Consider the following 23960-nt stretch of genomic DNA (forward strand, 5'->3'; position numbering starts at 1 on the left):
GGTGGGTGGTGGTCGGCCCGTGGTGGTCCGCCCGTGGTGGTCCTCCTGCGATGGTCCTCCCTGTTGGCGCTCCCGCGGCGGTCCTCCCCCGTTTCTCCTCCCCGTTGGCCCTCCCGCGGCGGACGCCCAAATCAGGCACTCGCCGCTCAGGCCGGAACACGGGTCACGGCCCCGGCCGTTGCGGCGAGTTCGGGGAGGGTGCCGACGAATGTCGGGAGCAGCCGGAGGAAGACGGACCAGGCTTCGACGTCCGTGCCCAGATGTTCCCGGACGAGCGCCGCGGCCCGCTCCCGCACGGGCCGCCACATCTCTTCGGGGAACCGGTCGTCGCGGTGCCCGTAGCGGTAGCGGTGCAGGAGGTCGAGCGCCGCCTGGGCGGGGGCCGTGTGGTCGAGGAGGTCCTCCAGGGTGAGCGATCCGTTCCGCAGCGCGGTATCGGTCCAGCTTCCCCATCGCTCGGGGGAGTTGGCCAGCCCCGCCAGCAGCAGTTCGCGGGGGCAGTCCGGGTGCTCCGTCACGAGGGCGTTCACCAGGTCAGCGGAGAGCGGACCGGCGCGGTGCGCCGCCACCAGGGCTTCCCAGGGCAGCTCCATGCCCTCGCTGAGAAGCCGGTTCAGCCGTATGTCGGGCCGGTCGCCCGGCCTGGTGAGATACGCCGCCAGCCGCTCCGGCGCCGCTTCCTCGGCGAGCCGGGCCCGCAGCCGCTCCAGACCGTCGGGGACGTCCAGCAGTTTCTCGGTCCAGCGGCGGAGGGTGACCGGGAGGCGGTTCATGGCCAGGATCTCCCGTACGGCGTCCGGCCCGCCGCGCTCCCACACGGCGCTCAGCAGCCGCAGCCGGCCGGCCGGAAGATAGAGGCGCAGCTTGTCGAGGATCCGGCGGGCCACGTTCAGATCGCCGGATTCCAGGCCGTCCAGCAGCCTGTCGCGGTCCTGGCTGATGATCAAGTCGTCCAGCTCGGCGAGCAGTTCGCCGGACACCGGGCGGATGCCGCCGCCGCGCAGCCGGCCCGCGAGCAGCCGCGCGCGTTCGGACCGGTCGAGGAAGTGGTCGCGGAACAGCTTGGCGTCCACCGCCGGTTCGTCGAGACCGAGGAGGTACTCCAGCTTCTCCTCGCGGACGGTTCCGGCGGCCATCGCCAACTGGGCGGGAAGCCCGTGGGCGGCGACCACCGCCTCGCGGACCGCGGGGGACGGATTCCCCTCCCGGAGGAATTGCTGGACGGCCAGCGGATCGAGGGACGGGACGACGGCGATCTGGACCTCCTCCGGGGCACATTCGAGCATCCCGAGGAACGCGGCCCGGGACTCCTCGGGGGTGTCGCCCGGCGGGAACTGCGCGTTCCGCGGCCGTGGCCAGCTGGTGCAGCGCTTCTTGCGGGAGCCCGGGTCGGTGACGTCCGCGACCAGGGCGGCGACGCTGTTCCGGGGGAAGCGCCGCATCCGGTCGTAGTACGTCAGCCAGTTGACGGGGTCCGCGCCGAGCGGGGCCACGAGATCGGCGACGGCCTTGCGGGTCGGTTCGTGGTCGTACGGCAGCGCGCGCAGGATGTCCGCCGCCGGTGTCAGCTCGGTCAAGACCCGCTGCGGGGACAGCCCGCCCTCGCCGATGCCGCGCTTGAGGACGTGGCTCAGCGGGATGTCGTCCGCGGCGATTTCCGAGAGGAACTCGAAGGGGAGGTCGGCGGCCTGCCAGGCGGTCTGATAGGCGTTGTGACGGAAGCTCTCCCTCACCAGGTCGGCGGGGCAGCCCTCCCACCGGGTGAGCTGGAGCAGCCCCGAGCCGTAGTTGCCGGAGTGCCCCGGTGCCTTTCCCAGGGGCAGTCGTTCGTGCTCGCGCCGGATCAGGTCCCAGTCGAGGCCGTCGGGCCGCACGGCGGGGCCGTCACCGTAGCGGAGTTCCAGCATGGCGCGGAGGTGCTCGGGGTCGGCCCACTCCCCGTCGGGCCGGTGCGCCCTCAGGAGGGACTCCGGATCGGGGGCGTCGATGGCCTGCCGCAACAGCTCCGGCAGCCATGGATGCCCGGATTCCAGAGCCGGGATCTCCTCGGACAGCTCCAGGAGCTGGGTGAACGGTTCGGTGCTGCCCCAGAGTTCCAGGAGGCCGATGCAGGCGTCCACGACCACCGGCGGGGGCAGATGCACGCCGAACAGGGCGAGGCCGACGACGTTCACCCCGGGGAATCCGCTGGTGAGGAGGGGTACGAGCGAGGAGCCGACGCGCTCGTTGCAGAGGACCGGGAACAGGCCGTCGTCCTCGTACCAGCGCGGGTCCGTGAGGTCGGCGGCGTCCAGCAGCGCCGCCGGCAGGCCGGGGACGTGGTTCATCGCACGCCGGCGGTCCTCCTCGTCGTCGCGGAACACCGCGTACCACAACGCCCGGCCGACCGTCGGATCGCCGAGCTCGGCCGCCCCCAGGAGCCATTCCCCGGGCTCGATGAACAGCGCGGCCCGCATCTGCGCGGCGTCCCCGCCCAATAGCTCCTCGACCATCCCCTCCGGGAGCCCGAACCGGTCCGCGAGAACGGCCAGCAGCTCCGGGCGCAACCGCTCGGCTAGCCCCTCAGCGGTGGCCGGATCGGCGAGACTCAGCGCGAGGCGGAGCGCGAAGCGGTTGGTGTGGTTCACGGGTGGTTCCCTTCCCGAGCTGCGACCTGGCCGGTGGTCGCTGCGCGCACACCGGCCGTACCCGAGCGATCGTCACATGGACCACTGACAACGGCCCCTTGCCGCTGGGCCGATGTCCCCGCCGGGACCGACAGCCACTACTTAATGGCAGCCGCCACTTCGCGGCTCAGGCCCTGCCCACGCACTCGTTCCCGTCCCCGTCCCCGTCCCCGCCCCAGTCCCCGCCCTCGTCCCCGCCCTCGTCAACATCGAGATGGAGCAGCAGATCCCCGCGGCCGCCCTCGCGCAGATGCATCGTGCCGTGCGCGGCGAGCCGCAACGTCTGTCCCGAGCGCAGCCCGGCGGGGATCCGGACGGACTTCGGGCCGTCGAGCGTGGTCACCTCGATCGTGCCGCCGCTGCGTGCGAGCGCGCGCGGGATGCGCCGGGTCAGGTGCAGGTCGTCGCCCTGGCGCGCCAGCTCCGGGTGCGGGAGTTCGATAACCTCCAGGTAGAGGTCGCCGGGCGGGCCGCCGCCCGGTCCCACCTCGCTCTCCCCGGCGAACTGGATGCGGGTGCCGTGGTCGACACCTCCCGGGATCCGGACGGTGAGTGTCCGCCGTACGGGCACCCGGCCGGTGCCCGCGCACGGGGCGCACGGTGACGGAATGCGCACCCCGCTCCCGTCACAGGCGGAGCACTGGAGAGAGTTGCCGCCCGTCGGCCCCGGCCCGGACGTCCCGAGGCCGGAGCAGGAGTGGCAGGGGTATACCGGTGTGCCCACGGCGACGCCCGCGCCCTGGCACTGGTCACAGACCGCCGCGGTATCGATCTCGATGTCCTTGTCCGTGCCCAGCGCCGTCTCCGCCAGCGGGAACTCCATCCGGACCAGGGCGTCCTGGCCACGACGGGCGAGCCGGCGCGGGACGGAGGGGAGGCCGGTGCCGGGGTCCGCGCCGTTGAAGGCGTCCTTGAGCCGGGCGAAGATGCCTTGCTGCGGAGGCGCCGTCTGCTCCCGGACCGCGGTGGGGGTGTTCCGGGGCGCGCTCTCCGCCGACGGTGACGGAGCCTCGGGAGCGGGAGCGGGGGCCGGATCAGGGGCCGGATCGGGAGCGGCCGACCCGGCGGGCGCCCCAGAGGCCGTACGGACGGGTGTCCGGGCGAGGATGACCCGGTACTCCAGATCGGCCCACATCCGGGGGCGCTGGCGCGCGCCGGCGTGGTGCAGGTACTCGTAGACGTAGTCGTACAGCTCGGTGACCGTGATCCGGCCGTCCTGGTCGGCGTCCGCGTCGCCGCTGCGCAGGCCCTCGATCAGCGCACCGGTGAAGCGGGAGGGCTGCGGTGCGGCGGCCGCCAGATGGTCGCCCTCCCAGGCGTACTCCGTGCGGTTGGTCGCGGTGAGGATGGCGCGGCCGTGGCCGGCCAGCTCCTCCTTCACCTGGACGTAGTCGTCGCCCTTCGCGCCGGGGAGGAACGCACCGCTGTAGCAGCAGTCGAGCAGCACGACGATGGTCCGGGCCCGGCAGCGGGCCATTTGGTCGTGCAGGAAGGCGGCCGGGACCGCGGTGGAGGCCGGTAAGTCCTTGTCGGTGTCCTGGGTGGCGAAGTACAGGCGGCCCTCGTCGTCCTTGAGGCCGTGGCACGACAGATGGAGCAGCAGCAGATCTTCCCGGCCGCGGTTGCGGAAGAACTGCTCCAGTGCGCGCTTGACCTCGTACGACTTGGCGTCCACGAGCGGCTGGACGGCGAAGCCTCCGATGCCGGGATCGCGGAGGACGGCGGCCAGACCCTCGCAGTCCTGGCGTGGCGAGCGCAGCGGTGTGAGCGCCGGGCTCTCGTACTCGCCGGTGGCGATCAGCAGTGCGTCCCTGCGGCCGGCTGGGGAACCGGGCACCGGCTCACTCCCCGGACGAGGGGGTGCCGGCCTGCCGGGCCCTCGCACTCACGAACGCGTCGATCAGACGCCGCTGGTCCTCGGCGGAGGCATGCCCCAACTCGATGGTGTCACCGTCGAGTTCCACCCTTACGCTGCGGAGCGGGCGGTGGCGCAGCCAGGTGTCGACCAGCTGGAGCACCTGGCGGACGAACAACGGGGCGGCGGTGACGAGGAGCACTCCCGCCGCGATGGTCTCGCCGGGTTTGGCGCCCTCGGGGGCAGCTGTGCCGCCGCGGGCGAACTGCACGTCCTCGACGTCGAGTTCCAGCAGCGCGCGACGCAACTGCTCGGCGAGCGAGCGGAGTTCCTCCGCATCGGTGTCCGGCGCACCTGCCAGATCGAGGGTCAGCTTGCCGGCACCGTTCTTCATCCCGCCCCCTGCTCAGACTTGGAGCAGTCAGTGTAAGCGGGGGGTGCGACAAACAGACCGGAAACGGGAATGACCTGCTTCGCACCCGCTCCCCCGGCGCCTCCGGGCGGGGCGGGGCGACGGACGGGGGCGCCCGGGACAGCGGGCGGTTGTCACGCCGAGGGTGAGTCGCTCACAGCGTGCCCTGCGGCGTGAGCACCACGAACTCCGCGCCCGACGGGTCCGTGCAGACGGCGAGGCGGCCGACGCCGTCGGCGGTCTCCGGGCCCATCGAGAGGGTGCCGCCGTTGCCCGTCGCCAGGCCGACGGTGGCGTCGCAGTCCCGGGAGCCGAACACCGGGTGCCAGTACGGCTTCCCGCCGGGGCCGAGCAGATCCGCCGGGACGCCCATGAGGCCGCCGTGCATCCGCTCCTCGCCGCAGCCCGCGGGCGTCAGCAGGGTGTAGGTGCCACCGCCGCCGGGGAGCGGCATGTCCTGGGTGCTCCAGTCGAAAACGGCCTTGTAGAAGGTCTGCGCGGCGGCCGGATCGGTGGTGTAGAGCTCGGTCCAGACCAGTGAGCCCGTCCCGTCCGCGGCCTCGAAGCCCGGGTAGGAGGCCGGTTCCCAGACGGCGAACTCCGCTCCCTGCGGGTCCGTGAGCTGGGCGAACCGCCCGTCGTCCGCACCGGCCACCACCGGCGCCACGCGGACCGTTCCGCCCGCCCGCTCCACCGCCCGGACCGTGGCATCCGCGTCGGGGGTGTGGAAGTAGACCGTCCAGGCGGAGCGGGCGCCGTCCTCGGTGAGCGGGCCGACCGCGCCGACGGCCTTGCCGTCCAGCCGGAAGAGGGTGTATCCGCCCGTGTCCCGGCCGCTGTGCGGTTCGGCCTGCCAGCCGAACACGGCCCGGTAGAAGGCCGTTGCGACCTCGACATCCGGGGCGCCCAGATCGAGCCAGCACGGGGAGCCGGGAACGAAGTCAGTAGTGATCATGGCGATTCCCTTCGCGGATCCTCTCTGCAGTCAGCGTGACATCCGGCCACGACCCTCGCCCGTCGGCCGGAATTCGGCGTCCGCGCCCGCGCTTGCTAGCCTGACGCGCGCTCGTCAAGAACACCCGGCGAGCGCATCACCAATCGGTTGCGCGTATGGGTACGCGCACACAGCGGCCGTCCACAGGGGCGGCCGTCGTCACGGGGGAGAAATAGCTATGCAGTTTCGCCATGTCCGCGCTGTCGCCGCATGCGCACTGGTGGTCGTCGCGCTGACCGGTGCCCGGCATTCGCACGGCGGGGGCTGCGGCAGCAGCCACAGCTCCAGCAGCAGCTCCAGCAGCTCCAGCGGCGGCTACAGCAGCAGCGACGGCGGCTACAGCAGCTCCGGGAGCACCACCAGCAGCGGCACCACCACGGGCGGCTCGCCGACCGCCGGGTCCACCACGCCGCCCGAGTCGGACATCCGCATCACCGACTGCCAGGTCGACAGTGCGGCCGGCACGCTCAGCGCCAAGCTGAGCGTGACCAACGGGAACTCCGGGAGCACGGCGTCCTACAACGGCACCGTCCAGTTCACCGACGAGACCGGCGCCACCTTCGGCTCGGCGTCGATCTCCGTCAGCGGTGTGCCCGCCGGCCAGACCCGGCCCGCCTCGGTCTCCGGCACCTTCATCAAGAACCCCAACGACCAGGGACCGAAGTCCGGCAAGTGCAAGCTGGGCCAGGTCTGGAAGTCGAACATCTGAGGCGCCCAACGGGCCCACGCGGGCGCGGCGTTCAAGGCCGCGCCCGGTAGAGCTCCTTGGCGATGATCGAGCGCTGCACCTCCGTGGCGCCCTCGTAGATGCGCGGCGCGCGGACCTCGCGGTAGAGGTGCTCCAGCAGATGGCCACGGCGCAGCGCGCGGGCGCCGTGGATCTGCACGGCGGCATCGACGACGTACTGGGCGGTCTCGGTCGCCAGCAGCTTGGCCATGGCCGAGCGGCGGGCGAGGTCCGGGGCCCCGGTGTCGTACGCGGAGGCCGCCGCGTAGACCAGGAGGCGCGCGGACTCGACCCGGGTGGCCATCTCGGCGAGCTGGTGGCCGACGGACTGGAGGTCCTTGAGGGGGCCGCCGAACGCGGTGCGCGCGCCCGCATGCGTCAGTGCCGCGTCCAGCGCGGCCTGCGCCATACCGACCGCGAAGGCGCCGACGCTCGGCCGGAAGAGATTCAGGGTGGCCATCGCGACGGCGAATCCGCCGTCCACCTCGCCCAGCACGTCCGCCCTGGTCACAGGCGTGCCATCGAACACCAGTGTGCCGATCGGATGCGGGCTGAGCATGTCCAGGTGGGCGCCGGTCAGGCCGGGACGGTCGGCGGGGACGAGGAATGCGGTGACCCCGCGCGCACCCGCCGCGCCGCCCGTCCGGGCGAAGACCGTGGCGAAATCGGCCTCGGGGGCGTTGGAGATCCAGCACTTCTCGCCGGTGAGCCGCCAGCCGTCCGGGCCGTCCGGCTCGGCGGCCAGCGACAGCGCCGCGGCGTCCGAGCCCGCGCCCGGCTCGCTCAGCGCGAAGGACGCGACCGCGCGGCCGGCGGCCACCTCCGGAAGCCAGCGATCACGCTGGGCCGCGGTCCCGGACTGCACCACCGGATAGGCGCCCAGGCCCTGCAGCGCCAGCGCGGTCTCCGCCTCCGTGCACTCCTGGGCCAGGGACTCCCGCAGCAGACACAGGTCCAGGGCACGCAGCGCGCCCTGGGCGGGGAACAGACGGCGCAGCAGGCCCAGTTCGCCCAGGGCGGCGACCAGCGGGCGGTTGACCCGGCCCTCCTCGCCCTTCTCCGCCAGCGGGCTCAGCCGTTCGGCGGTCAGCGCGCGCAGTTCGGCGCACCATTCCTGCTCGTCCGGTCCCAGCGCGAATACGGTCACGAGGCGGCTCCCTGGTAGCGGTCCTCTATCGCGGTCTGTTGACTGCCGTCACGAACACGTTACGCTGACGACGGATCCGAACGGCAGTCCTCGACCGCAGAACGAGCAGCCAACCGAGCAGTCCCCGACCGGTTTCCGCACCGGCCTCCACAGTCCCCCATCCCTCTCCCGGCCGCCTGTCGGCCACCCGTCGGCCGCCCGTCGGCCACCCCCGGCCCACCGGACACGCCCTAGGGGGCACCCGTCATGGAGCTACGGTCCTCGGCCCACACCGACACCTTCGCGCGCGACCGGCTGCCGCCCCCCGAGCAGTGGCCGCACCTCACCGATCTGGGCTATCCCGACCGGCTGAACTGCGGCGCCGAGCTGCTGGACGGCACCATCGCGCGGCTCGGCGCCGACCGGCCCGCGGTCCGCGACGCGAGCGGACCGGTCTGGACGTACGGGCAGCTGCGCGCGCAGGTGGACGCCATCGCCCACGCACTCACCGACCGGCTGGGGGTGCTGCCGGGCAACCGCGTCCTGCTGCGCGGCCCCACCACGCCCTGGCTGGCCGCCTGCTGGCTCGCCGTGATGAAGGCGGGGGCGGTCGCGGTGACGGTGCTGGCCGCCCAGCGCCCCGAGGAGCTCGCCACGATCTGCGCCATCGCGCAGGTGCAGCATGCGCTCTGCGAGGTACGGGCCGTCGACGATCTCGCCAAGGCCGAGGTCCCGGGGCTGCGGATCACCACCTACGGCGGGGACGGTCCGGACGATCTGCGGCAGCTCGCCCGGCCGGGCGGCGCGCCGTACCCGGCCGTGGCGACCTCCGCCGACGATGTCGCACTGATCGCCTTCACCTCGGGCACCACCGGCCGCCCCAAGGGCTGTATGCACTTCCACCGCGATGTGCTCGCCATCGCGGACACCTTCTCGGCGCAGGTGCTGCGCCCGGAGCCGGACGATGTGTTCGCCGGCAGTCCGCCGCTCGGCTTCACCTTCGGCCTCGGCGGACTGGTCATCTTCCCGCTGCGGGCGGGCGCCTCGGCCTTTCTCGCCGACTGGGGCGGGCCGGAGCAGCTGCTCGGCGATATCGCGGCGCACCGGATCTCGGTGCTGTTCACCGCGCCGACCGCCTATCGCGCGATGCTGCCCAAGCTCGCCGGGCACGATGTCTCCTCGCTGCGCCGGTGTGTGTCGGCCGGCGAGAATCTGCCCGCCGCGACCTGGCAGTCCTGGCACGAGGCGACCGGTCTGCGGATCATCAACGGCATCGGCGCCACCGAACTGCTGCACATCTTCATCTCGGCCGCCGACGAGGCGATCCGGCCCGGGATGACGGGGCTGCCGGTCCCGGGCTTCCAGGCGCGGGTGGTGGGCGCGGACGGCGCGCCGCTCCCGGACGGCGCACCGGGGCTGCTGGCCGTGCGCGGGCCGACCGGCTGCCGCTATCTCGCGGACACCCGGCAGACGGAGTACGTACGGGACGGCTGGAACATCACCGGCGACACCTATGTCCGCGAGCCCGACGGCTACTTCCGCTATGTGGCCCGCGCGGACGACATGATCATCTCGGCCGGCTACAACATCGCGGGCCCCGAGGTGGAGGACGCGCTGCTGCGGCACCCCGACGTGACCGAGGCGGCGGTGGTCGGGCGGCCCGACGAGGACCGCGGGCAGGTGGTCGTCGCCCATGTCGTGCTGCGGGCCGGCGTCCCCCGGGGCGACGACACCGTCGCCGCGCTGCGCGCCTTCACCAAGACCCGCGTCGCGCCCTACAAATGCCCGCGCGAGATCGTCTTCCACACCTCGCTGCCGCGCACCCCGACCGGCAAGCTCCAGCGCTTCCGGCTGCGGGGACCCCATCTAGAGTGACCCGGTGAACGACCAGCAAACGCAGCGCACCCCACGGTCCCTGATCGTCACGTTCTACGGCGCCTACGGCCGCGGCGGCCCCGACACCCCGGGCGGAACGGCCGCCCCGGTGCCGGTGGCCGCCCTGATCCGGCTGCTCGGTGCGCTCGGGGTCGATCCGCCGTCGGTGCGCTCCGCGGTCTCCCGGCTCAAGCGGCGCGGGCTGCTGGTCCCCGCGCGGACGGCCTCCGGCGCGGCCGCGTACGGGCTGTCCGAGGCGGCCCGCCAGCTGCTGGAGGACGGCGACCGGCGGATCTTCGGCCGGCCCGCCGCACGGCTGTCCGACGGCTGGGTGCTGGCCGTCTTCTCCGTCCCCGAGGAAGAGCGGCACAAACGGCATCTGCTGCGCTCCCGGCTGGCCCGGCTCGGTTTCGGCACCGCCGCGCCGGGTGTGTGGATCGCCCCCGCGCAGCTCTACGAGGAGACCCGGCACACCCTGGAGCGGCTGCAACTGGACCCGTACGTCGATCTGTTCACCGGTACGCACGCCGGCTTCGCCCCCACGGCCGACGCGGTCGCGCGCTGGTGGGACCTGGACGCCGTCGCCGCACAGCACCGCGCCTTCCTCGCCGAGCAGGAGCCGGTCCTCCAGCGGTGGTCGCGGCGCCGCTCGGTGCCCCCCGAAGCGGCCTACCGCGACTATCTGCTGGCGCTGGACGCCTGGCGCCATCTGCCCTACGCGGATCCCGGACTGCCCTCTCCCCTCCTGCCCGAGGACTGGCCGGGCGGCCGCGCGGCCGAGGTGTTCGGCCGACTGCACACCACGCTCCGGGCCGCCGGGGCCCGTTACGCGCACGAGGCGATGACCGGGGCGTAGCGGCCCCCGCCCACCGGCCTCAGCGACGGCGCTGCTGGGCCCCCACCGTGACGCCCGAGCGCGGCCGGGCGGCGGCGATCACGGAGACCACGTCCTTGAAGGAGCTGCACATCCGGGTGCCGGCGACCGCGGCGAGCTCGCCGAACGTGCCGACGCCGTAGGTCACCGCGACCGGCTCCATGCGCGCGGTGACCGCCATCCTCATGTCCCCCACGGTGTCCCCCACATACGCGCTCTGCCAGGCCGCGACACCGAGCCGGCCGGCCGCCCGCAGCACCATCTCCGGATGCGGTTTGCCGCGCCGGACCATGTCCTGTCCGATGACCGGGCCGACCAGGTCACGGATGCCCATGACATCGAGCAGCGCCTCCGCACTGCGGGTGGTCTTGGACGTGGCGACGGCCAGCTCGACCCCATGGGCGCGCAGCGCGGACAGCCCCGCGGTCACACCGGGGAAGAGCAGCTGCGGCCCCAGGCACAGCACTTCGTAGGCGAACAGTTCGCGGTAGCGGGAGATGGCGGCCTGCACCCGGCCGTCGTCCTCGGGCTTGCCCAGCAGCCGGCCGAAGGCGGGGCCGGGAGGCTTGCCGATGGCGGCGGCCGCCTGTCGGGCGGTCACCGAACATCCCTGCTCCGAGGCCACCTTGATCAGCAGTTTGCTGATCGCGGGGAGGGTGTTGGCGAGAGTGCCGTCCAGGTCGAAGACGGCGGCCCTGATCGTCTCACCTCCGGCGCCCCGTACACCTCTCACGGGACGTTCGACTTCCGTTGCTACGCGCATGGCTGGAGACCTTTCCGGATTGCGATGGGGGGTGCAGGGGCTCTGGTGGCGTTGCTGGCTCGGCTGATGGGGCGGCCTGCGGTCGACGACTGGTAACGGCAGCGGCGGTCTCGCCATGGCGCACCGCCGTCCAAGGCGGTACGCAACCGTCGAGGCGGTGCCACGGAAGGGAACGTCCCGTTTACCGCCTTCGGAGATTTAAAAACCGCCTGCGCTGTTTGTCAATGCATCCTCGTCAGCCCTGACGGGTCGACAACATCCCCTGACGGAGCCAGACTGGGGGCACATGCCCCCCGCGAGGCACCGAGCGCCGGAACAAGCGGTTGATCGCCGCCTTCACGTCAGGGCCCACCAGTTCCGGCCAATCCCCTGAAGCATATCGAACCGCATGGTTGGTTTTCTATGTAGACTGCAATGAGCTCGCAGCCGTACTAGAGACGGGACGGACACCGTGCCCACCCAGCATCGCGCCATCCAGAGCCGCCAGGCACTCATCCGCTCGGCCGCAGAGACCTTCCTGGAGAAGGGGGTTCCCGCAGCGGGCATGGTCGAGATCAGCCGGCGGGCCCGGCTGAGCAAAGGGGCGCTCTACTTCCACTTCACCTCCAAGGACGACCTCACGCTCGCGGTGCGGGACGCCGCGCTGGAGGCCCTCCAGGAGCTCGAGGACGCCTTCACTCGCTCCCCGCAGCCGCTGACCACCGCCGTACGGGAGTTCACCGTCGAGCTGTTCGGCCGGGTGGAGTCGGACGCCGTACTGCGCGCCGGACTGCGGCTGCGGCCGGAGACCGCGCCGGGGCTCGGTATCTACGCCCTGGAGCAGCGCTGGTATGCGCTGTTTCTCGACAAAGCGGTGACCTGCGGTACCGGCGGGCCGGCCGGTCCGCATGCCTCGGACACCGAACCGCGGCGCACGGCCCAGCTGTTGACCTCGATCGTGGTGGGTCTGCTGCATCTGGGCAGCGAGGACGGGACGTGGTGGGACGAAGAAGCCATCGTCGGCCTGTGGGCGCTGCTGCCGTCCGCACCGGGCCGGATCCCGGCCGCGGTGCCGACTCCGGCGCAGCTCCCGGCGGCCGGCTGACCCGGCGCTCCCGGCCCGCCCCGGCCCTCGTGCCCCGGCCTCACAACTCGACCAGCACGGCCCCGATATGACGCCCCTGTGTCAGTTCACTCAGCGCCCGCGGTGCCTGCTGGATCCCCTTCAGAAGGGCGTGCGGGAAGACAAGCGAGCCCTCCCGCAGGCCCTGGCCGAACTCCTTGGTCCACTCCTGCGGCAGATCCGGATGCGCATGCAGCCCGAAGCCGCGCAGTGCCACCCGCCGCATGATGATCAGCCCCGGGTCGAGCTCCACCGGGGCGATGGCGCCGCTGCCGCCCAACTGGCTGGAGAGCGCGCCGACCAGTGCGAACCGCGCGTCGGCCCGGGCCACCGCGAGCGCCGCGGTGAGCTGCTCGCCGCCCACGGTGTCCAGCAGCACATCGATACCGTCCGGCGCCGCCCGCCGCAGCTGCCGCTCGATCGGCCCGGCGCCGCGCACGACCGTGTCGTCGTAGCCCAACTCGGCGCGCAGCCGCGCGGCTTTGCGCTCCGAGCCGGTGCTGCCGATGACCCGCCCGGCGCCCAGCCGCCGTGCGAGCTGTCCGGCCATGCTGCCCACGCCGCCCGCCGCGCCGCTGATGAACACGGTGTCCCCCGGTCTGACCTCGGCGGCCAGGCGCAAGGCACCCCAGGCGGTCGCCCCCTGCGACAGATGCGCGGCCGGGGTCGGCAGCGGATCCTCGGCGAGGCTCCGTACCCGCGACTCCTCGACCGCGGCGAACTCCCGCCATCCGTAGGGATGATGGACCAGTTCACCGGGTGTGAAGCCGCCTCCGGGCGCCGCCACCACCTCGCCGACCGCCGAGCCCCACAGCGCCTGACCCGGCACGAATGAGGCCATGGGCAGACGGATTCCGGTCATCTGCGTGCGCATCGCCGCGGTCACCGCCATGACGCGGTTGCGTACCAGCACCTGCCCTGGTTCCGGCTCCGGCACCGGCACCTCGGCGATCATGAAATGGTGTGCCGTCAGCTCGCCTTCGGCCCGGGCGGCAAGCCGGACCTCGCGGTGCAGGGCAGGTATGCCGGGAACGACGGTGGGGGACATCGGACAGCTCCTCGCGCTCGTAGCACTCGATGGCGCCGCCCCGGAGGGCCGCGCCGGTTCATACCCGCCGGGGCCCGCCTCCGGACCGGGCGCAAATTCAATACCGCATGGTTGGCTTCTTTATGATGCGGAAATAGACTGCGCGGCCACGGGCAGCGGGTCGCACTCAGGCACAACAACTCCAAGAGAGCATACGGAGGATGATCGGTGGTCAAGCAGGAACGCGCAGTGCGCACCCGACGCGCCGTCCTCGAAGCAGCGGCTCATGTCATCGGCACCCGCGGGTACCAGGCCGCCACGATGGCCGAGATCATCCAGCGCGCCGGGGTCACCAAAGGAGCGGTGTACTTCCATTTCACGTCCAAGGACGCACTGGCCCGCGCGGTCATAACGGAGCAGACCGATCCGTTTCTGCCGCAGGTCAGCGAGTCCCGGCTGCAGGACGCCATCGACTTCACCCACCAGGTGGCACTGGCCCTGCGCAGCGACCCGTTGCTGCAGGCCGGCACCCGGATCGCGGTGGAGACGACCTTCAGCGAGGATCCGCTGGTGCCGTACCAGGCCTGGACCGACATCATCACCACGATGTTCACCGAGGCCCGGGACAACGGGGAATTACTGCCCGGTGTGGCGCCGGACCGGGCGGCCGAGTTCTTCGTCGCGGCCTATATGGGCGTGCAGTTGTTCTCCCGCGCCGCGACCAACCGCGCCGATCTCCCGGAGCGGGTCACGGCCCTGTGGAAACACACGCTTCCGGGGCTCGCGTCGCCCGGAGCGCTGAGCCATCTGGATCCGCACGGCCGCTGCGTGAAGGTCCCGGTCTGACACCGGAGCCGCCGCCCTGGCAGAGCCGCCGGCTCTTTCGGCTCTGGAAAACAAACCACATGGTCCGTATCTTAGTGGCGGGCCGTTACCAAGCCTCAGCCCGTCAGGGCGCTGAGAGCCGCACCTCAGAAAGGAACCACCCATGGCCAGCGCCACGCTCACGCCGTACTTGCGCGATCAGCACCACAAGATCGAAGGCCGGTCCGCCGACGGAAACCGACCGTCGGCGCTCACCACCACCGTGCCGCGCGAGTACGTCCACCGCACGGCCGTTTCCGAGGTGTTCCTGACGAACTGGCGGCGCGGCGCGGCGGCCGACAGCTGGGTGGTCAGCGCCCAGTGGCCGCGCGCCCACACCTTCTACGGTCCGCTCCACGGGCTGCACGACCCGATCCTGCTGATAGAGACGGTGCGGCAGACCGGCATATTACTGAGCCATGTCGTGCACCGGGTTCCGCTCGACCACCCGATCATCTGGCAGCGGGTCCGCTACGACCTCGCGCCGCAGGCGCTGCGCACCGCGCAGCGGCCCGCCGAGGTCGAACTGCACATCACCGACCACGACATGGTCTTCCGCGGCAAGCGGCTGGTCAGTGCCCTCCAGGAGTTCCGGATCGTGTGTGACGGCGCCGAGCTGGCCTCCGCGACGCTCGACTACTCCTGTCACAGCCCGGCCGTCTACCGTCGGCTGCGCGGCGAGTACAGCGATGTGGCGCTCGCCAACTCCCGGGCGCTGCCGCTGCCCGGGGCCGTGAGCCCGCGGCTGGTCGCCCGGGAACACGACCGCGATGTGGTGCTCTCCCCCACCGACCGGCCCGACCTCTGGCAGCTGCGGGTGGACACCTCGCACCCGGTCCTCTTCGACCACCCCGTGGACCACGCCCCCGGCATGCTGATGGTCGAGGCCGCCCGGCAGGCCGCACAGGCGACGACGCCCGGCTTCACACTGCCGGTCTCCTTGGAGTGCTCCTTCTCGCGGTACGCCGAACTCGATGCGCCGTCCTGGGTTCAGGCGCGGACCACCGGCCGGGGCGACGACGACCGCCGGCAGGTCGAGGTCACCGTCGAACAGCACGGCCAGCTGGTCGTGTCGGCCCAGATCACCAGCGTGCCGACACCCTGACCGGCCCCTGACCGGCCGCCGCACCGGCCCGCCGGTCCCCTGACAGTTGCCCCGCCGGACCGCACCGGCCCGCCGACGTCCCCTTTCGGACCGGCCCCGTAACGGCCCCGCCCCGCTGCCCGTGCCTCCCCGTCACCGCAGCGTGAGGCGGGGCTTCGGCGCATCCGTGCGCCCGGTGGGCGGAGTGCGGCTGCCCGCCTGGTACGGCAGCGGCCAGGGTGCGCCCGGCCCGGCGTACCCCTGCTCAGCGGCGGCGTGCAGCGTCCAGTGCGGGTCGTACAGATGCGGTCGGGCCAGCGCGCACAGGTCCGCCCGCCCGGCCAGCACCAGGGAGTTGACGTCGTCCCAGGAGGAGATGGCGCCGACCGCGATGACCGGCACCCCGAGGGTGTTGCGGATGCGGTCGGCGAACGGGGTCTGGTAGGAGCGGCCGAAGTCGGGACGCTCGTCGGGCACCACCTGGCCGGTGGACACATCGATGGCATCGGCACCGTGCTCGGCGAAGGCCTCCGCCATCGCCACCGCGTCGGCCGCGGTGGTGCCGCCGTCCGCCCAGTCGGTCGCGGAGATACGGACCGTCATCGGGCGCCCGGCCGGCCAGACGGCGCGGACCGCGTCGAAGACCTCCAGCGGGAAGCGCAGCCGGCCGGTGAGATCGCCGCCGTAGGCGTCGGTGCGGTGGTTGGTGAGCGGTGAGAGGAATCCGGAGAGCAGATAGCCGTGGGCGCAGTGGAGTTCGAGCAGATCGAAGCCGGCGCGGGCGGCGGACGTGGCCGCGCGTACGAACTGCTCGCGGATGAGAGTGAGTTCGGACTCGGCGAGGGCGTGCGGGGTCTGGTTGACGCCGGGGCGGTAGGGCAGCGCGGAGGGTGCCACGAGGGGCCAGTTGCCGTGCGGGAGCGGCTGGTCGATGCCGTCCCACATCAGCCGGGTCGAGCCCTTGCGGCCGGAGTGGCCGAGCTGGACGCCGATGGCGGTGCCGGGGGCGGAGGTGTGCACGAAGTCGGTGACCCGGCGCCAGGCCGTCTCGTGCTCCGGCGCGTACAGCCCCGTACACCCGGGCGTGATCCGCCCCTCGGGGCTGACACACACCATCTCCGTCATCACCAGTCCGGCGCCGCCCATCGCGCGGGCGCCGAGGTGGACGAGGTGGAAGTCGCCGGGGGTGCCGTTGCCGTCCGCGGCGGAGTACATGTCCATCGGGGAGACCATGACCCGGTTGCGCAGGGTCAGCCCGCCCAGCCGGAACGGCGTGAACATGGGCGGTGTGCCGGCCGGGGTGCCCGCCTCGTCCTCGACGGCCGTGACGAATCCGGCGTCGCGCAGCCGCAGATTGTCATGGGTGACCCGGCGGCTGCGGGTGAGGAGGTTGAAGGCGAACTGGTGCGGCGGCTGGTCGAGGTAGGTGGCCAGCTCCTCGAACCAGGCGAGGCTGGCGCGGGCGGCACGCTGGGTGGACGCGACGACGGGGCGGCGCTCCTCCTCGTAGGCGGCCAGGGCGGTGGCGGTGTCGGGCTGCTCCTCAAGACAGGCCGCCAGCGCCAGGGCGTCCTCGACGGCGAGCTTGGTGCCGGAGCCGATGGAGAAGTGCGCGGTGTGCGCGGCATCGCCGAGCAGCACCGTATTGCCGTGCGACCAGCGGTCGTTGACGACCGTGCGGAAGGCGGTCCAGCTGGAGTTGTTGCCGCGCAGCGACCGGCCGCGCAGGGCGTCGGTGAAGACCTTGGCGCACCATTCGGCCGACTCGCGCTCGTCGCAGCGGTCGAGTCCGGCCGACCGCCAGACCTCCTCGCGCATCTCGACGATGACCGTGCTGGCGCCGGCGGAGCCCTCGGGCCCGGCGGACGGTGCCGCGGGATCGTGACCGGGCTCCGGACGGGCGAAGGGGTAGGCGTGGAGCTGTACGACGCCGTGCTCGGTCTCCGCGATCTCGAAGCGGAAGGCGTCGAAGGCGAAGTCGGCGGCGAGCCAGATGTAGCGGCAGCGGTGGGTGGTCAGCTGCGGGCGGAAGGCGTCGGCATGCGCGGTGCGGGTCGTGCTGTGCACCCCGTCGGCGGCGATCACCAGGTCGTACGCGCGCGCCAGTTCGGCGGCCGGCGGGGCTTCGGTGCGAAAGCGCAGCTCGATGCCGAGGTCGCGGCAGCGCCGGTGGAGCACGGCCAGCAGCCGGCGCCGTCCGAGCGCCGCGAAGCCGTGCCCGCCGGAGGTCAGGGTGCGGCCGCGGTGGACGATGTCGATGTCGTCCCAGCGGACGAACTCCGCCTGGAGGGCGCGGTAGACCTCCGGGTCGGCGTGCTCGATGCCGCCGAGGGTCTCGTCGGAGAGCACGACGCCGAAGCCGAAGGTGTCATCGGGTGCGTTGCGCTCCCATACGGTGATCTCGCGGGTGGGGTCGAGGCGCTTGAGCAGGGCGGCGGCGTACAGCCCGCCCGGCCCGCCGCCGATGACGGCGACCCGCATGGCTATTTCCCCTGCCACTTGGGGGCCCGCTTCTCGGTGAAGGCGGCATGGAACTCCGCGTAGTCGTCGCTGTTCATCAACAGCGCCTGGGTGGCGGCGTCCATCTCCACGGCGGCGGCCAGTGGCATGTCGAGCTCGGCGGTGAGCAGCGCCTTGGTCTGGGCGTGCGCCATCGCGGGCCCCTCGGCGAGCCGCCGGGCGAGCGCCGCGGCCGCCTCGTCGGCCCGGCCCTCCTCGGCCAACTCGCTGATCAGACCGAGACGTTCGGCCTCCGGCGCGCGGACGGTGTCGCCGAGCATCAGCAGCCGGGTGGCGTGACCGAGACCGATGACGCGGGGCAGCAGATAGGCCGCGCCCATGTCGCCGCCGGACAGTCCGACCCGGGTGAAGAGGAAGGCGAACCGGGCGGACGGGTCGGCGACCCGGAAGTCCGCGGCCAGCGCGAGCACCGCGCCCGCCCCCGCCGCGACCCCGTGCACCGCCGCGATCACCGGGAACGGACACTCCCGCACCGCCCGGACGACCTGCCCGGTCATCCGGTTGAAGTCCAGCAGCTGCGCGGTGTCCATGCCCAGGGTGGCGCCGATGATCTCCTCGACATCGCCGCCGGAGCAGAACCCGCGCCCCTCCCCCGCGAGCACCAGGGCGCGTACGGAACGCTCCCGGGACAGCTCCGCGAGCAGGTCGCGGAGGTCGGCGTAGGCCTCGAAGGTGAGCGCGTTGAGCTTGTCCGGGCGGGCCAGGGTGACGGTGGCGACCCCGTCCTGCCTCGTCACTCGGATGTGCTGCCAGGTCTCTGTACTGCGGGCGGATCCTGCGAACGGGCTCATCGGACTGCCTGCCCCCTTTGGCCGGTCGGCCGGTGGATGCTGTTCCGGATGCTCTTCGAAGTTATCACTCGTTCATGACTGTCGTCATGAGAACGCGATACGACTTCTGCCGTCGGGGCCGTCGGGGCCGTCGGGGTGACCCTGCCGAAGGTCCCGGCCGCCGCAGGACGTAGGTCATGCCGGCCCCCGGCCGCTCGCCCCTGATTCCCCGCCTCCGCGCTCTCTACGGTGGGGGTATCCGATCCGGCCTCAGGCCTCCGACCCGGCCCTTTGTGAACGGACGACCGCGCATGCTGGAACCGCCCACCCCTGCGACCTGGCGCATCACGCTGCCGCGCGGCGCGACCGCGGTGCCCATCGCCCGTGCGATGGTCCGGACCGCCATGCAGGACCTCCGGGCGACGGCCGACCGGACCACCGCACAGCTGCTGACCGCGGAGCTGGTCACCAACGTGCTCAAGCACACCCGCGGCGCCGACCCCATCGAGCTGGTGGTGGAGCTGCGGCCGGCGGGCTGCCGGATCGAGGTGCACGACGACAGTCCGCGGCTCGTCGAGGGACTCGGCGACCCGCTCCCCCTCGTGGAACCGGACGCCCCGGTGCTGGCGTTGGCACCGGCCGGTCCCCCGCCGGTCCGCACAGCGGACGGCCCCTCAGCGGCCGACGGCCATGTCCCGACGCAGCGCGCGAAGGACACCGGGCAGCAGGGCGGGCACGGCGAGGAATCCGACGGGCCCGAGGAGCACGGCACGGACGACGAGCACGACACGGACGGCCAGAAGGACGGGTACGAGCGTGCCGATCCCGACGGCTACACCGACACCGACGCCGACACCGACGCTCTTGCCGACACCGCCAACGATGCGGAGATCCGCGACGACTCCCACGGCGCGGGCGACGCCTGTGCCGCGATCGGCGTCGACGCCCCCTCCGCCGCCCCGGGCTGCGGAGGAAGCCACGACGGCCGTGGTCTGCTGCTGATCCGGTCCCTCAGCGCCGCCTCCGGCTGCCGTCCGACACCGCGCGGCAAGGCCGTCTGGTTCACCCTTCCCGAGCTGCGGCGCCCGCGCCGGCGCTGACGGTGGCCGCACCGGCCTCGTCGGCCCCGGCCGCCGGGTCCTGCGACGCCGGGTCCTGCAGCGCCGGGTCCTGCGGCGCCGGGTCCTGCGACGCCGCGCCGAGCCGCGAGCGACGGCGCCCGTAGCACGTGTAGAGCAGCGCACCGGCCACCAGGAACCCGGCGAACTGGAGCCAGGTCGCCGGGCCGGTGCCGTACATCAGGTAGAGGCAGAAGCCGACGCCGAGCACCGGGCTGACCGGGAAGAGCGGGACGCGGAAGCGGCGCGGCAGATCGGGGCGGGTGCGGCGGAGCACCATCACACTGAGGTTGACCACCGCCATGACCGCCAGCGTCCCGATGGTCGACAGGTTCATCACCGCGTCCAGCGGGACGACCGCGGCCGGCACGGCGAAGACGACCGCGACGATCCAGGTGTTGGCGACCGGGGTGGACGTCCGGGGCGAGACCCGCTCGAAGATCCGCGGGACCAGTCCGTCCCGCGACATCGACATCAGGATGCGGGTCTGGCCGTACATGACCGCGAGGACGACCGAGGCGATGGCCACGACGGCGCCGAATGCGATCACCCCGCCGCCCAGCGTCGAGTGGGTGACGTGGTTGACGATCAGCGACAGCGCGGCGGGCCGGCCGGCGACCTGGTCGGCGGAGAGCGCGCCGATGGCGGAGACCGCGACCAGGCAGTACAGGACGGTGACCACTCCGAGGGAGACCATGATCGCGATGGGGATGTTCCGCCGCGGGTCCCTGACCTCCTCACCGGCCGTGGTGATCGCGTCGAAGCCGATGTACGAGAAGAACGCGAGCGAGGCGCCGGAGGTGATGCCGGCGACGCTCTCCGGGGCGAACGGCGAAAGGTTGCCGGCCTGGAAGGCGCTGAAGCCGATCACGCAGAACAGGACGAGGATCGCGAGCTTCAGCACGGCCATCGCGGCGGTCGCGCGGGCGCTCTCCCGGATGCCGCGGACGAGCAGCAGCGCGGCGAGCACCATCACGACGACGGCCGGGATGTTGACGATGCCGCCGTCGCCGGGCGGCTGGGAGAGCGCGGCGGGCAGCTGCCAGCCGGTCAGGCTGCCGAGCAGTTCGTTGAGGTACTGGCCCCAGCCGACGGCGACCGCCGAGACCGAGATGCCGTATTCGAGCAGCAGGCACCAGCCGACGAGGAAGGCGATGCGCTCGCCGAGGGTGGCGTAGGCGTAGGAGTACGCGCTGCCGGAGACCGGTATCGCGCCGCCCAGCTCCGCGAAGGAAAAGGCGGTGAAGACGCAGGTGACGGCCGCCAGGACGAAGGACACGATGACGGCGGGGCCGGCCTCGGCGACGGTGTCGGACAGGCCGACGAAGATGCCGGTGCCGACGATGGCGCCGATCCCGAAGCAGATGAGCTGGAAGAGCCCCATGCTGCGCTTGAGGCCGTTGCCTTCGAGATCCGCGCCGGATTCGGCGACGAGGATATCGGGCGACTTGATGCGCAGTCCGGACGGACGGAAGACGGGCGGGCGCACGGTGGTTCTCTCTCTGGTGGTGCGGTGCGCGCGGCGGGGGTGGGCCGCACACAGAGCGGGGTCCGGACCGGTGGGTCCGAACCCCGCGAGCGCTCGATGGTAACCGCTGGCACCGTATGATCGCCCATTTGTGCGTATGGCTATGCAGTGTCCTGTTTATGAGTGCGCTGTTTGTGCAGTGCGCTGTTTGTGCAGTGCGCTGTTTGTGCGGTGCGCGCCCGGGCGGTGGGCGGCCCTATCGGGCGAGCGTCGCGACCAGCACCGCCTTGATCGTGTGCATCCGGTTCTCCGCCTCGTCGAAGACGACGGAGTGCGCGGACTCGAAGACCTCGTCGGTGACCTCCAGCGACGAGAGCCCGTGCCGGGCGTGGATCTCCCGGCCGACCGCCGTGCCCAGGTCGTGGTACGCGGGCAGGCAGTGCAGGAACTTCACCTCCGGCTTGCCGGTGGCGCGCAGCACGTCCATCGTGACCGCGTACGGGGCGAGCAGCGCGATCCGCTCGTCCCAGACCTCCTTGGGTTCGCCCATCGAGACCCAGACGTCGGTCGTCACGAAGTCCGCACCGCGTACGCCCTCGGCCACGTCCTCGGTGAGCGTGATGCGGGCGCCGCTGGCCTCGGCGAGCCGCTGCGCCTCGGCGATGACCGTCTTCTCGGGCCACAGCTGCTGGGGCGCCACGATCCGTACGTCCATGCCGAGCAGGGCGCCGGTGACGAGGTAGGAGTTGCCCATGTTGTTGCGGGCGTCGCCGAGGTAGGCGAAGGCGGTGTCCGTCAGGGGGCGGCCCCGGCCGTGCTCGACCATGGTCAGCACGTCGGCGAGCATCTGGGTCGGGTGCCAGTCGTCGGTCAGTCCGTTGAAGACGGGCACCCCGGCGTACGCTGCCAGCTCCTCGACGTCGGACTGACGGCTGCCGCGGAACTCGATACCGTCGAACATCCGGCCCAGGACCCGGGCGGTGTCCTTCACCGACTCCTTGTGCCCGATCTGTGAGCCGGACGGGTCCAGGTAGGTGGTGGAGGCACCCTGGTCCGCGGCCGCGACCTCGAAGGAGCAGCGGGTCCGGGTCGAGGTCTTCTCGAAGATCAGGGCGATGTTCTTCCCCTGGAGGCGAGGGACCTCGGTGCCGGCGCGCTTGGCTGCTTTCAGCTCGGCCGCCAGGTCGATCAGTCGGCGGAATTCCTCGGCGCTGAAGTCCAGCTCCTTGAGGAAGTGGCGGCCCGTGAGGTCTATCGCCATGGGTGGGCTCCTGGTTCGCGGCGGTCGGGACGGACTCGGACCCTGGAATTATATACGCACACCTGTATCTCTATACGGACTGCCTGCTGCCGTACGGGTCCGGCGCCTGCTCCCCGGCGGAGTACGGGTCACGCTCAGGCTGCCCCCGGCACCGCGTCCCTCGCCACCGGACAGCTCATACAGCGCGGTCCGCCGCGGCCGCGCCCCAGCTCGCTCCCCGGGATCGTGATCACCTCGATACCGCGCTTGCGGAGGAAGGTGTTCGTGGTGACGTTCCGCTCGTACGCCACCACCACGCCCGGCTCCACCGCCAGCACATTGCAGCCGTCGTCCCACTGCTCACGCTCGGCCGAGTGCACGTCCTGCGTCGCGGTCAGCACCCGGATGTCCGACAGGCCCAGCGAGGCCGCTATGGCGCGGTGCATATGCTCCGGCGGATGGTCGGTGACCTTGAGGTCCTGATCGCCCGAGCCCGGCTCGATGGTGTACGAGCGGAGCATCCCCAGGCCCTCGTACTGGGTGAAGGTATCGCCGTCGATCATCGTCATGACGGTGTCCAGATGCATGAACGCCCGGCGCTTGGGCATGTCGAGCGCCACGATCGTGCGCGCCGAACCCGCCGCGAACAGCCCCCGCGCCAGCAGCTCGACGGCCTGTGGAGTGGTCCGCTCGCTCATCCCGATCAGTACCGCGCCACTGCCCAGCACCAGGACGTCGCCGCCCTCGATCGTCGAGGGGTAGTCCGCCTGCCCCTCGGACCAGACGTGGAAGCCCGCACCGCGGAAGAGCGGATGGTGGCGGTAGATCGCCTCGTAGTGCACGGTCTCGCGCTGCCGGGCGGGCCAGCGCATCGAGTTGATCGACACCCCGTCGTAGATCCAGGCGGAGGTGTCGCGGGTGAAGAGGTGGTTGGGCAGCGGGCCCAGCAGGAAGTCGTCCAGATCCATCACATGGAAGCGGACCGAGATCGGCTCGGCATGCCGCTCCAGGAACTCCCGCTTGGTCATGCCGCCGACCAGCGCCTCGACGAGGTCCGGCACCGGCAGCTCGTCGAAGGCCGCCCGCAGATGGTCGGTGGCCAGCGGCCCGTATTCCTTCTCGTCGAAGACCCGGTCGAGGACGAGCTGCCGGGCCTCGGGGATCTGCAGGCTCTCGGCCAGCAGATCCCCGAAGAGGTGCACCTCCACCCCCCGGTCCCGGAGCACATCCGCGAACCCGTCGTGCTCGGCCCGCGCCCGGCGCACCCACAGCACGTCATCGAAGAGCAAGGCGTCCTTGTTGGACGGCGTGAGCCGCTTCAGCTCCAGATCGGGGCGGTGCAGGATGACCCGGCGCAGCCGCCCGGCCTCGGAGTCGACTTGGAATCCCATCCGTCCATCTTGGCCGCTCGGACGGCCCGGCGGAGGGAGTCGGGCGATGTCGGTCCGGTCGGACCGGAGCCCGGCCGGCTGCCG

General features: G+C 72.1%; 19 protein-coding genes. 7 read left to right on the forward strand and 12 right to left on the reverse strand.

Annotation, left to right across the window (positions count from 1 at the left end; translation table 11 throughout):
• Positions 1-146: 146 nt before the first annotated feature.
• From STRNI_RS10600 to STRNI_RS10615, 4 genes are all read right to left on the reverse strand, one after another.
• Positions 147-2627: a hypothetical protein gene (locus tag STRNI_RS10600; protein ID WP_277411077.1), complete on the reverse strand. Its 2481-nt coding sequence runs from the start codon at positions 2625-2627 to the stop codon at positions 147-149.
• A 166-nt stretch (positions 2628-2793) separates the two neighbouring features.
• Positions 2794-4503 (reverse strand): caspase, EACC1-associated type, encoded by a 1710-nt coding sequence (locus STRNI_RS10605; protein ID WP_277411078.1) that lies wholly within the window; start codon positions 4501-4503, stop codon positions 2794-2796.
• A gap of 4 nt (positions 4504-4507) precedes the next feature.
• Positions 4508-4915 (reverse strand): effector-associated constant component EACC1, encoded by a 408-nt coding sequence (locus STRNI_RS10610; RefSeq protein WP_277411079.1) that lies wholly within the window; start codon positions 4913-4915, stop codon positions 4508-4510.
• A 172-nt stretch (positions 4916-5087) separates the two neighbouring features.
• Positions 5088-5888 carry a VOC family protein gene (locus STRNI_RS10615; protein ID WP_274738498.1) on the reverse strand — a complete coding sequence of 267 codons (801 nt, stop codon included), beginning with the start codon at positions 5886-5888 and terminating at the stop codon, positions 5088-5090.
• A 217-nt stretch (positions 5889-6105) separates the two neighbouring features.
• Here STRNI_RS10615 and STRNI_RS10620 point away from each other — a divergent pair, with 217 nt between their 5' ends.
• Positions 6106-6636 carry a hypothetical protein gene (locus tag STRNI_RS10620; RefSeq protein ID WP_162596974.1) on the forward strand — a complete coding sequence of 177 codons (531 nt, stop codon included), beginning with the start codon at positions 6106-6108 and terminating at the stop codon, positions 6634-6636.
• Between the two features lie 31 nt (positions 6637-6667).
• Here STRNI_RS10620 and STRNI_RS10625 read toward each other — a convergent pair whose 3' ends face one another.
• Positions 6668-7801: an acyl-CoA dehydrogenase family protein gene (locus STRNI_RS10625; RefSeq protein ID WP_159485687.1), complete on the reverse strand. Its 1134-nt coding sequence runs from the start codon at positions 7799-7801 to the stop codon at positions 6668-6670.
• 246 nt (positions 7802-8047) lie between these two features.
• On the opposite strand from STRNI_RS10625, the gene STRNI_RS10630 reads away from it, so the two are divergent.
• Both STRNI_RS10630 and STRNI_RS10635 read left to right on the forward strand, forming a co-directional pair.
• Positions 8048-9655, forward strand: a complete 1608-nt coding sequence (locus tag STRNI_RS10630; RefSeq protein ID WP_109893389.1) for an AMP-binding protein — start codon at positions 8048-8050, stop codon at positions 9653-9655.
• A 4-nt stretch (positions 9656-9659) separates the two neighbouring features.
• On the forward strand, positions 9660-10511 hold the full coding sequence (locus STRNI_RS10635; RefSeq protein WP_018088832.1) for a PaaX family transcriptional regulator: 852 nt from the start codon (positions 9660-9662) through the stop codon (positions 10509-10511).
• 19 nt (positions 10512-10530) lie between these two features.
• On the opposite strand, the gene STRNI_RS10640 is transcribed toward STRNI_RS10635, so the two are convergent.
• The gene (locus STRNI_RS10640) at positions 10531-11262 is read right to left on the reverse strand and encodes an HAD family hydrolase (protein WP_229838405.1); all 732 of its coding nucleotides are present in this window, start codon (positions 11260-11262) and stop codon (positions 10531-10533) included.
• 481 nt (positions 11263-11743) lie between these two features.
• On the opposite strand from STRNI_RS10640, the gene STRNI_RS10645 reads away from it, so the two are divergent.
• Entirely contained in the window at positions 11744-12376 is a 633-nt protein-coding gene (locus STRNI_RS10645; RefSeq protein WP_018088830.1) for a TetR/AcrR family transcriptional regulator, read from the forward strand.
• A gap of 40 nt (positions 12377-12416) precedes the next feature.
• On the opposite strand, the gene STRNI_RS10650 is transcribed toward STRNI_RS10645, so the two are convergent.
• On the reverse strand, positions 12417-13442 hold the full coding sequence (locus STRNI_RS10650; protein ID WP_018088829.1) for an MDR family NADP-dependent oxidoreductase: 1026 nt from the start codon (positions 13440-13442) through the stop codon (positions 12417-12419).
• A 228-nt stretch (positions 13443-13670) separates the two neighbouring features.
• Here STRNI_RS10650 and STRNI_RS10655 point away from each other — a divergent pair, with 228 nt between their 5' ends.
• Both STRNI_RS10655 and STRNI_RS10660 read left to right on the forward strand, forming a co-directional pair.
• Positions 13671-14267 carry a ScbR family autoregulator-binding transcription factor gene (locus STRNI_RS10655; protein WP_229838404.1) on the forward strand — a complete coding sequence of 199 codons (597 nt, stop codon included), beginning with the start codon at positions 13671-13673 and terminating at the stop codon, positions 14265-14267.
• A 142-nt stretch (positions 14268-14409) separates the two neighbouring features.
• A complete protein-coding gene (locus STRNI_RS10660) occupies positions 14410-15390 on the forward strand; it encodes a ScbA/BarX family gamma-butyrolactone biosynthesis protein (RefSeq protein WP_159485695.1) in 981 nt (326 codons plus the stop codon).
• Positions 15391-15522: 132 nt separating this feature from the next.
• Here the strand turns inward: STRNI_RS10660 and STRNI_RS10665 are convergent, their stop codons facing one another.
• Together STRNI_RS10665 and STRNI_RS10670 are read right to left on the reverse strand one after the other, a co-directional pair.
• Positions 15523-17850, reverse strand: coding sequence for a bifunctional salicylyl-CoA 5-hydroxylase/oxidoreductase (locus STRNI_RS10665; RefSeq protein WP_277413228.1), 2328 nt, complete (start codon positions 17848-17850; stop codon positions 15523-15525).
• Positions 17851-17852: 2 nt separating this feature from the next.
• Positions 17853-18680: an enoyl-CoA hydratase family protein gene (locus tag STRNI_RS10670; protein WP_093643454.1), complete on the reverse strand. Its 828-nt coding sequence runs from the start codon at positions 18678-18680 to the stop codon at positions 17853-17855.
• Between the two features lie 290 nt (positions 18681-18970).
• On the opposite strand from STRNI_RS10670, the gene STRNI_RS41615 reads away from it, so the two are divergent.
• Positions 18971-19759 (forward strand): hypothetical protein, encoded by a 789-nt coding sequence (locus tag STRNI_RS41615; protein ID WP_381845808.1) that lies wholly within the window; start codon positions 18971-18973, stop codon positions 19757-19759.
• Here the strand turns inward: STRNI_RS41615 and STRNI_RS10685 are convergent.
• From STRNI_RS10685 to STRNI_RS10695, 3 genes are all read right to left on the reverse strand, one after another.
• On the reverse strand, positions 19722-21266 hold the full coding sequence (locus tag STRNI_RS10685) for an amino acid permease (protein ID WP_277411080.1): 1545 nt from the start codon (positions 21264-21266) through the stop codon (positions 19722-19724). The two genes, STRNI_RS41615 and STRNI_RS10685, sit on opposite strands and share 38 nt — an antisense overlap.
• Before the next feature lie 235 nt (positions 21267-21501).
• A complete protein-coding gene (gene argF / locus STRNI_RS10690) occupies positions 21502-22506 on the reverse strand; it encodes an ornithine carbamoyltransferase (RefSeq protein WP_109893375.1) in 1005 nt (334 codons plus the stop codon).
• Positions 22507-22640: 134 nt separating this feature from the next.
• Complete coding sequence (locus STRNI_RS10695; RefSeq protein WP_018088821.1) at positions 22641-23876, reverse strand: arginine deiminase; 1236 nt, start codon at positions 23874-23876, stop codon at positions 22641-22643.
• Positions 23877-23960: the final 84 nt, after the last annotated feature.

The organism is Streptomyces nigrescens (assembly GCF_027626975.1).
Lineage (GTDB): Bacteria > Actinomycetota > Actinomycetes > Streptomycetales > Streptomycetaceae > Streptomyces > Streptomyces nigrescens.

Bases quoted from the DNA above. Each gene is read 5' to 3' on its own strand.
- STRNI_RS10650 (WP_018088829.1), bottom strand. From the start codon at position 13,442: ATGTCCCCCACCGTCGTTCCCGGCATACCTGCCCTGCACCGCGAGGTC.
- STRNI_RS10695 (WP_018088821.1), bottom strand. From the start codon at position 23,876: ATGGGATTCCAAGTCGACTCCGAGGCCGGGCGGCTGCGCCGGGTCATC.
- argF (WP_109893375.1), bottom strand. From the start codon at position 22,506: ATGGCGATAGACCTCACGGGCCGCCACTTCCTCAAGGAGCTGGACTTC.
- STRNI_RS41615 (WP_381845808.1), top strand. From the start codon at position 18,971: ATGCTGGAACCGCCCACCCCTGCGACCTGGCGCATCACGCTGCCGCGC.
- STRNI_RS10670 (WP_093643454.1), bottom strand. From the start codon at position 18,680: ATGAGCCCGTTCGCAGGATCCGCCCGCAGTACAGAGACCTGGCAGCAC.
- STRNI_RS10660 (WP_159485695.1), top strand. From the start codon at position 14,410: ATGGCCAGCGCCACGCTCACGCCGTACTTGCGCGATCAGCACCACAAG.
- STRNI_RS10665 (WP_277413228.1), bottom strand. From the start codon at position 17,850: ATGCGGGTCGCCGTCATCGGCGGCGGGCCGGGCGGGCTGTACGCCGCC.
- STRNI_RS10630 (WP_109893389.1), top strand. From the start codon at position 8,048: ATGGAGCTACGGTCCTCGGCCCACACCGACACCTTCGCGCGCGACCGG.
- STRNI_RS10615 (WP_274738498.1), bottom strand. From the start codon at position 5,888: ATGATCACTACTGACTTCGTTCCCGGCTCCCCGTGCTGGCTCGATCTG.
- STRNI_RS10620 (WP_162596974.1), top strand. From the start codon at position 6,106: ATGCAGTTTCGCCATGTCCGCGCTGTCGCCGCATGCGCACTGGTGGTC.
- STRNI_RS10610 (WP_277411079.1), bottom strand. From the start codon at position 4,915: ATGAAGAACGGTGCCGGCAAGCTGACCCTCGATCTGGCAGGTGCGCCG.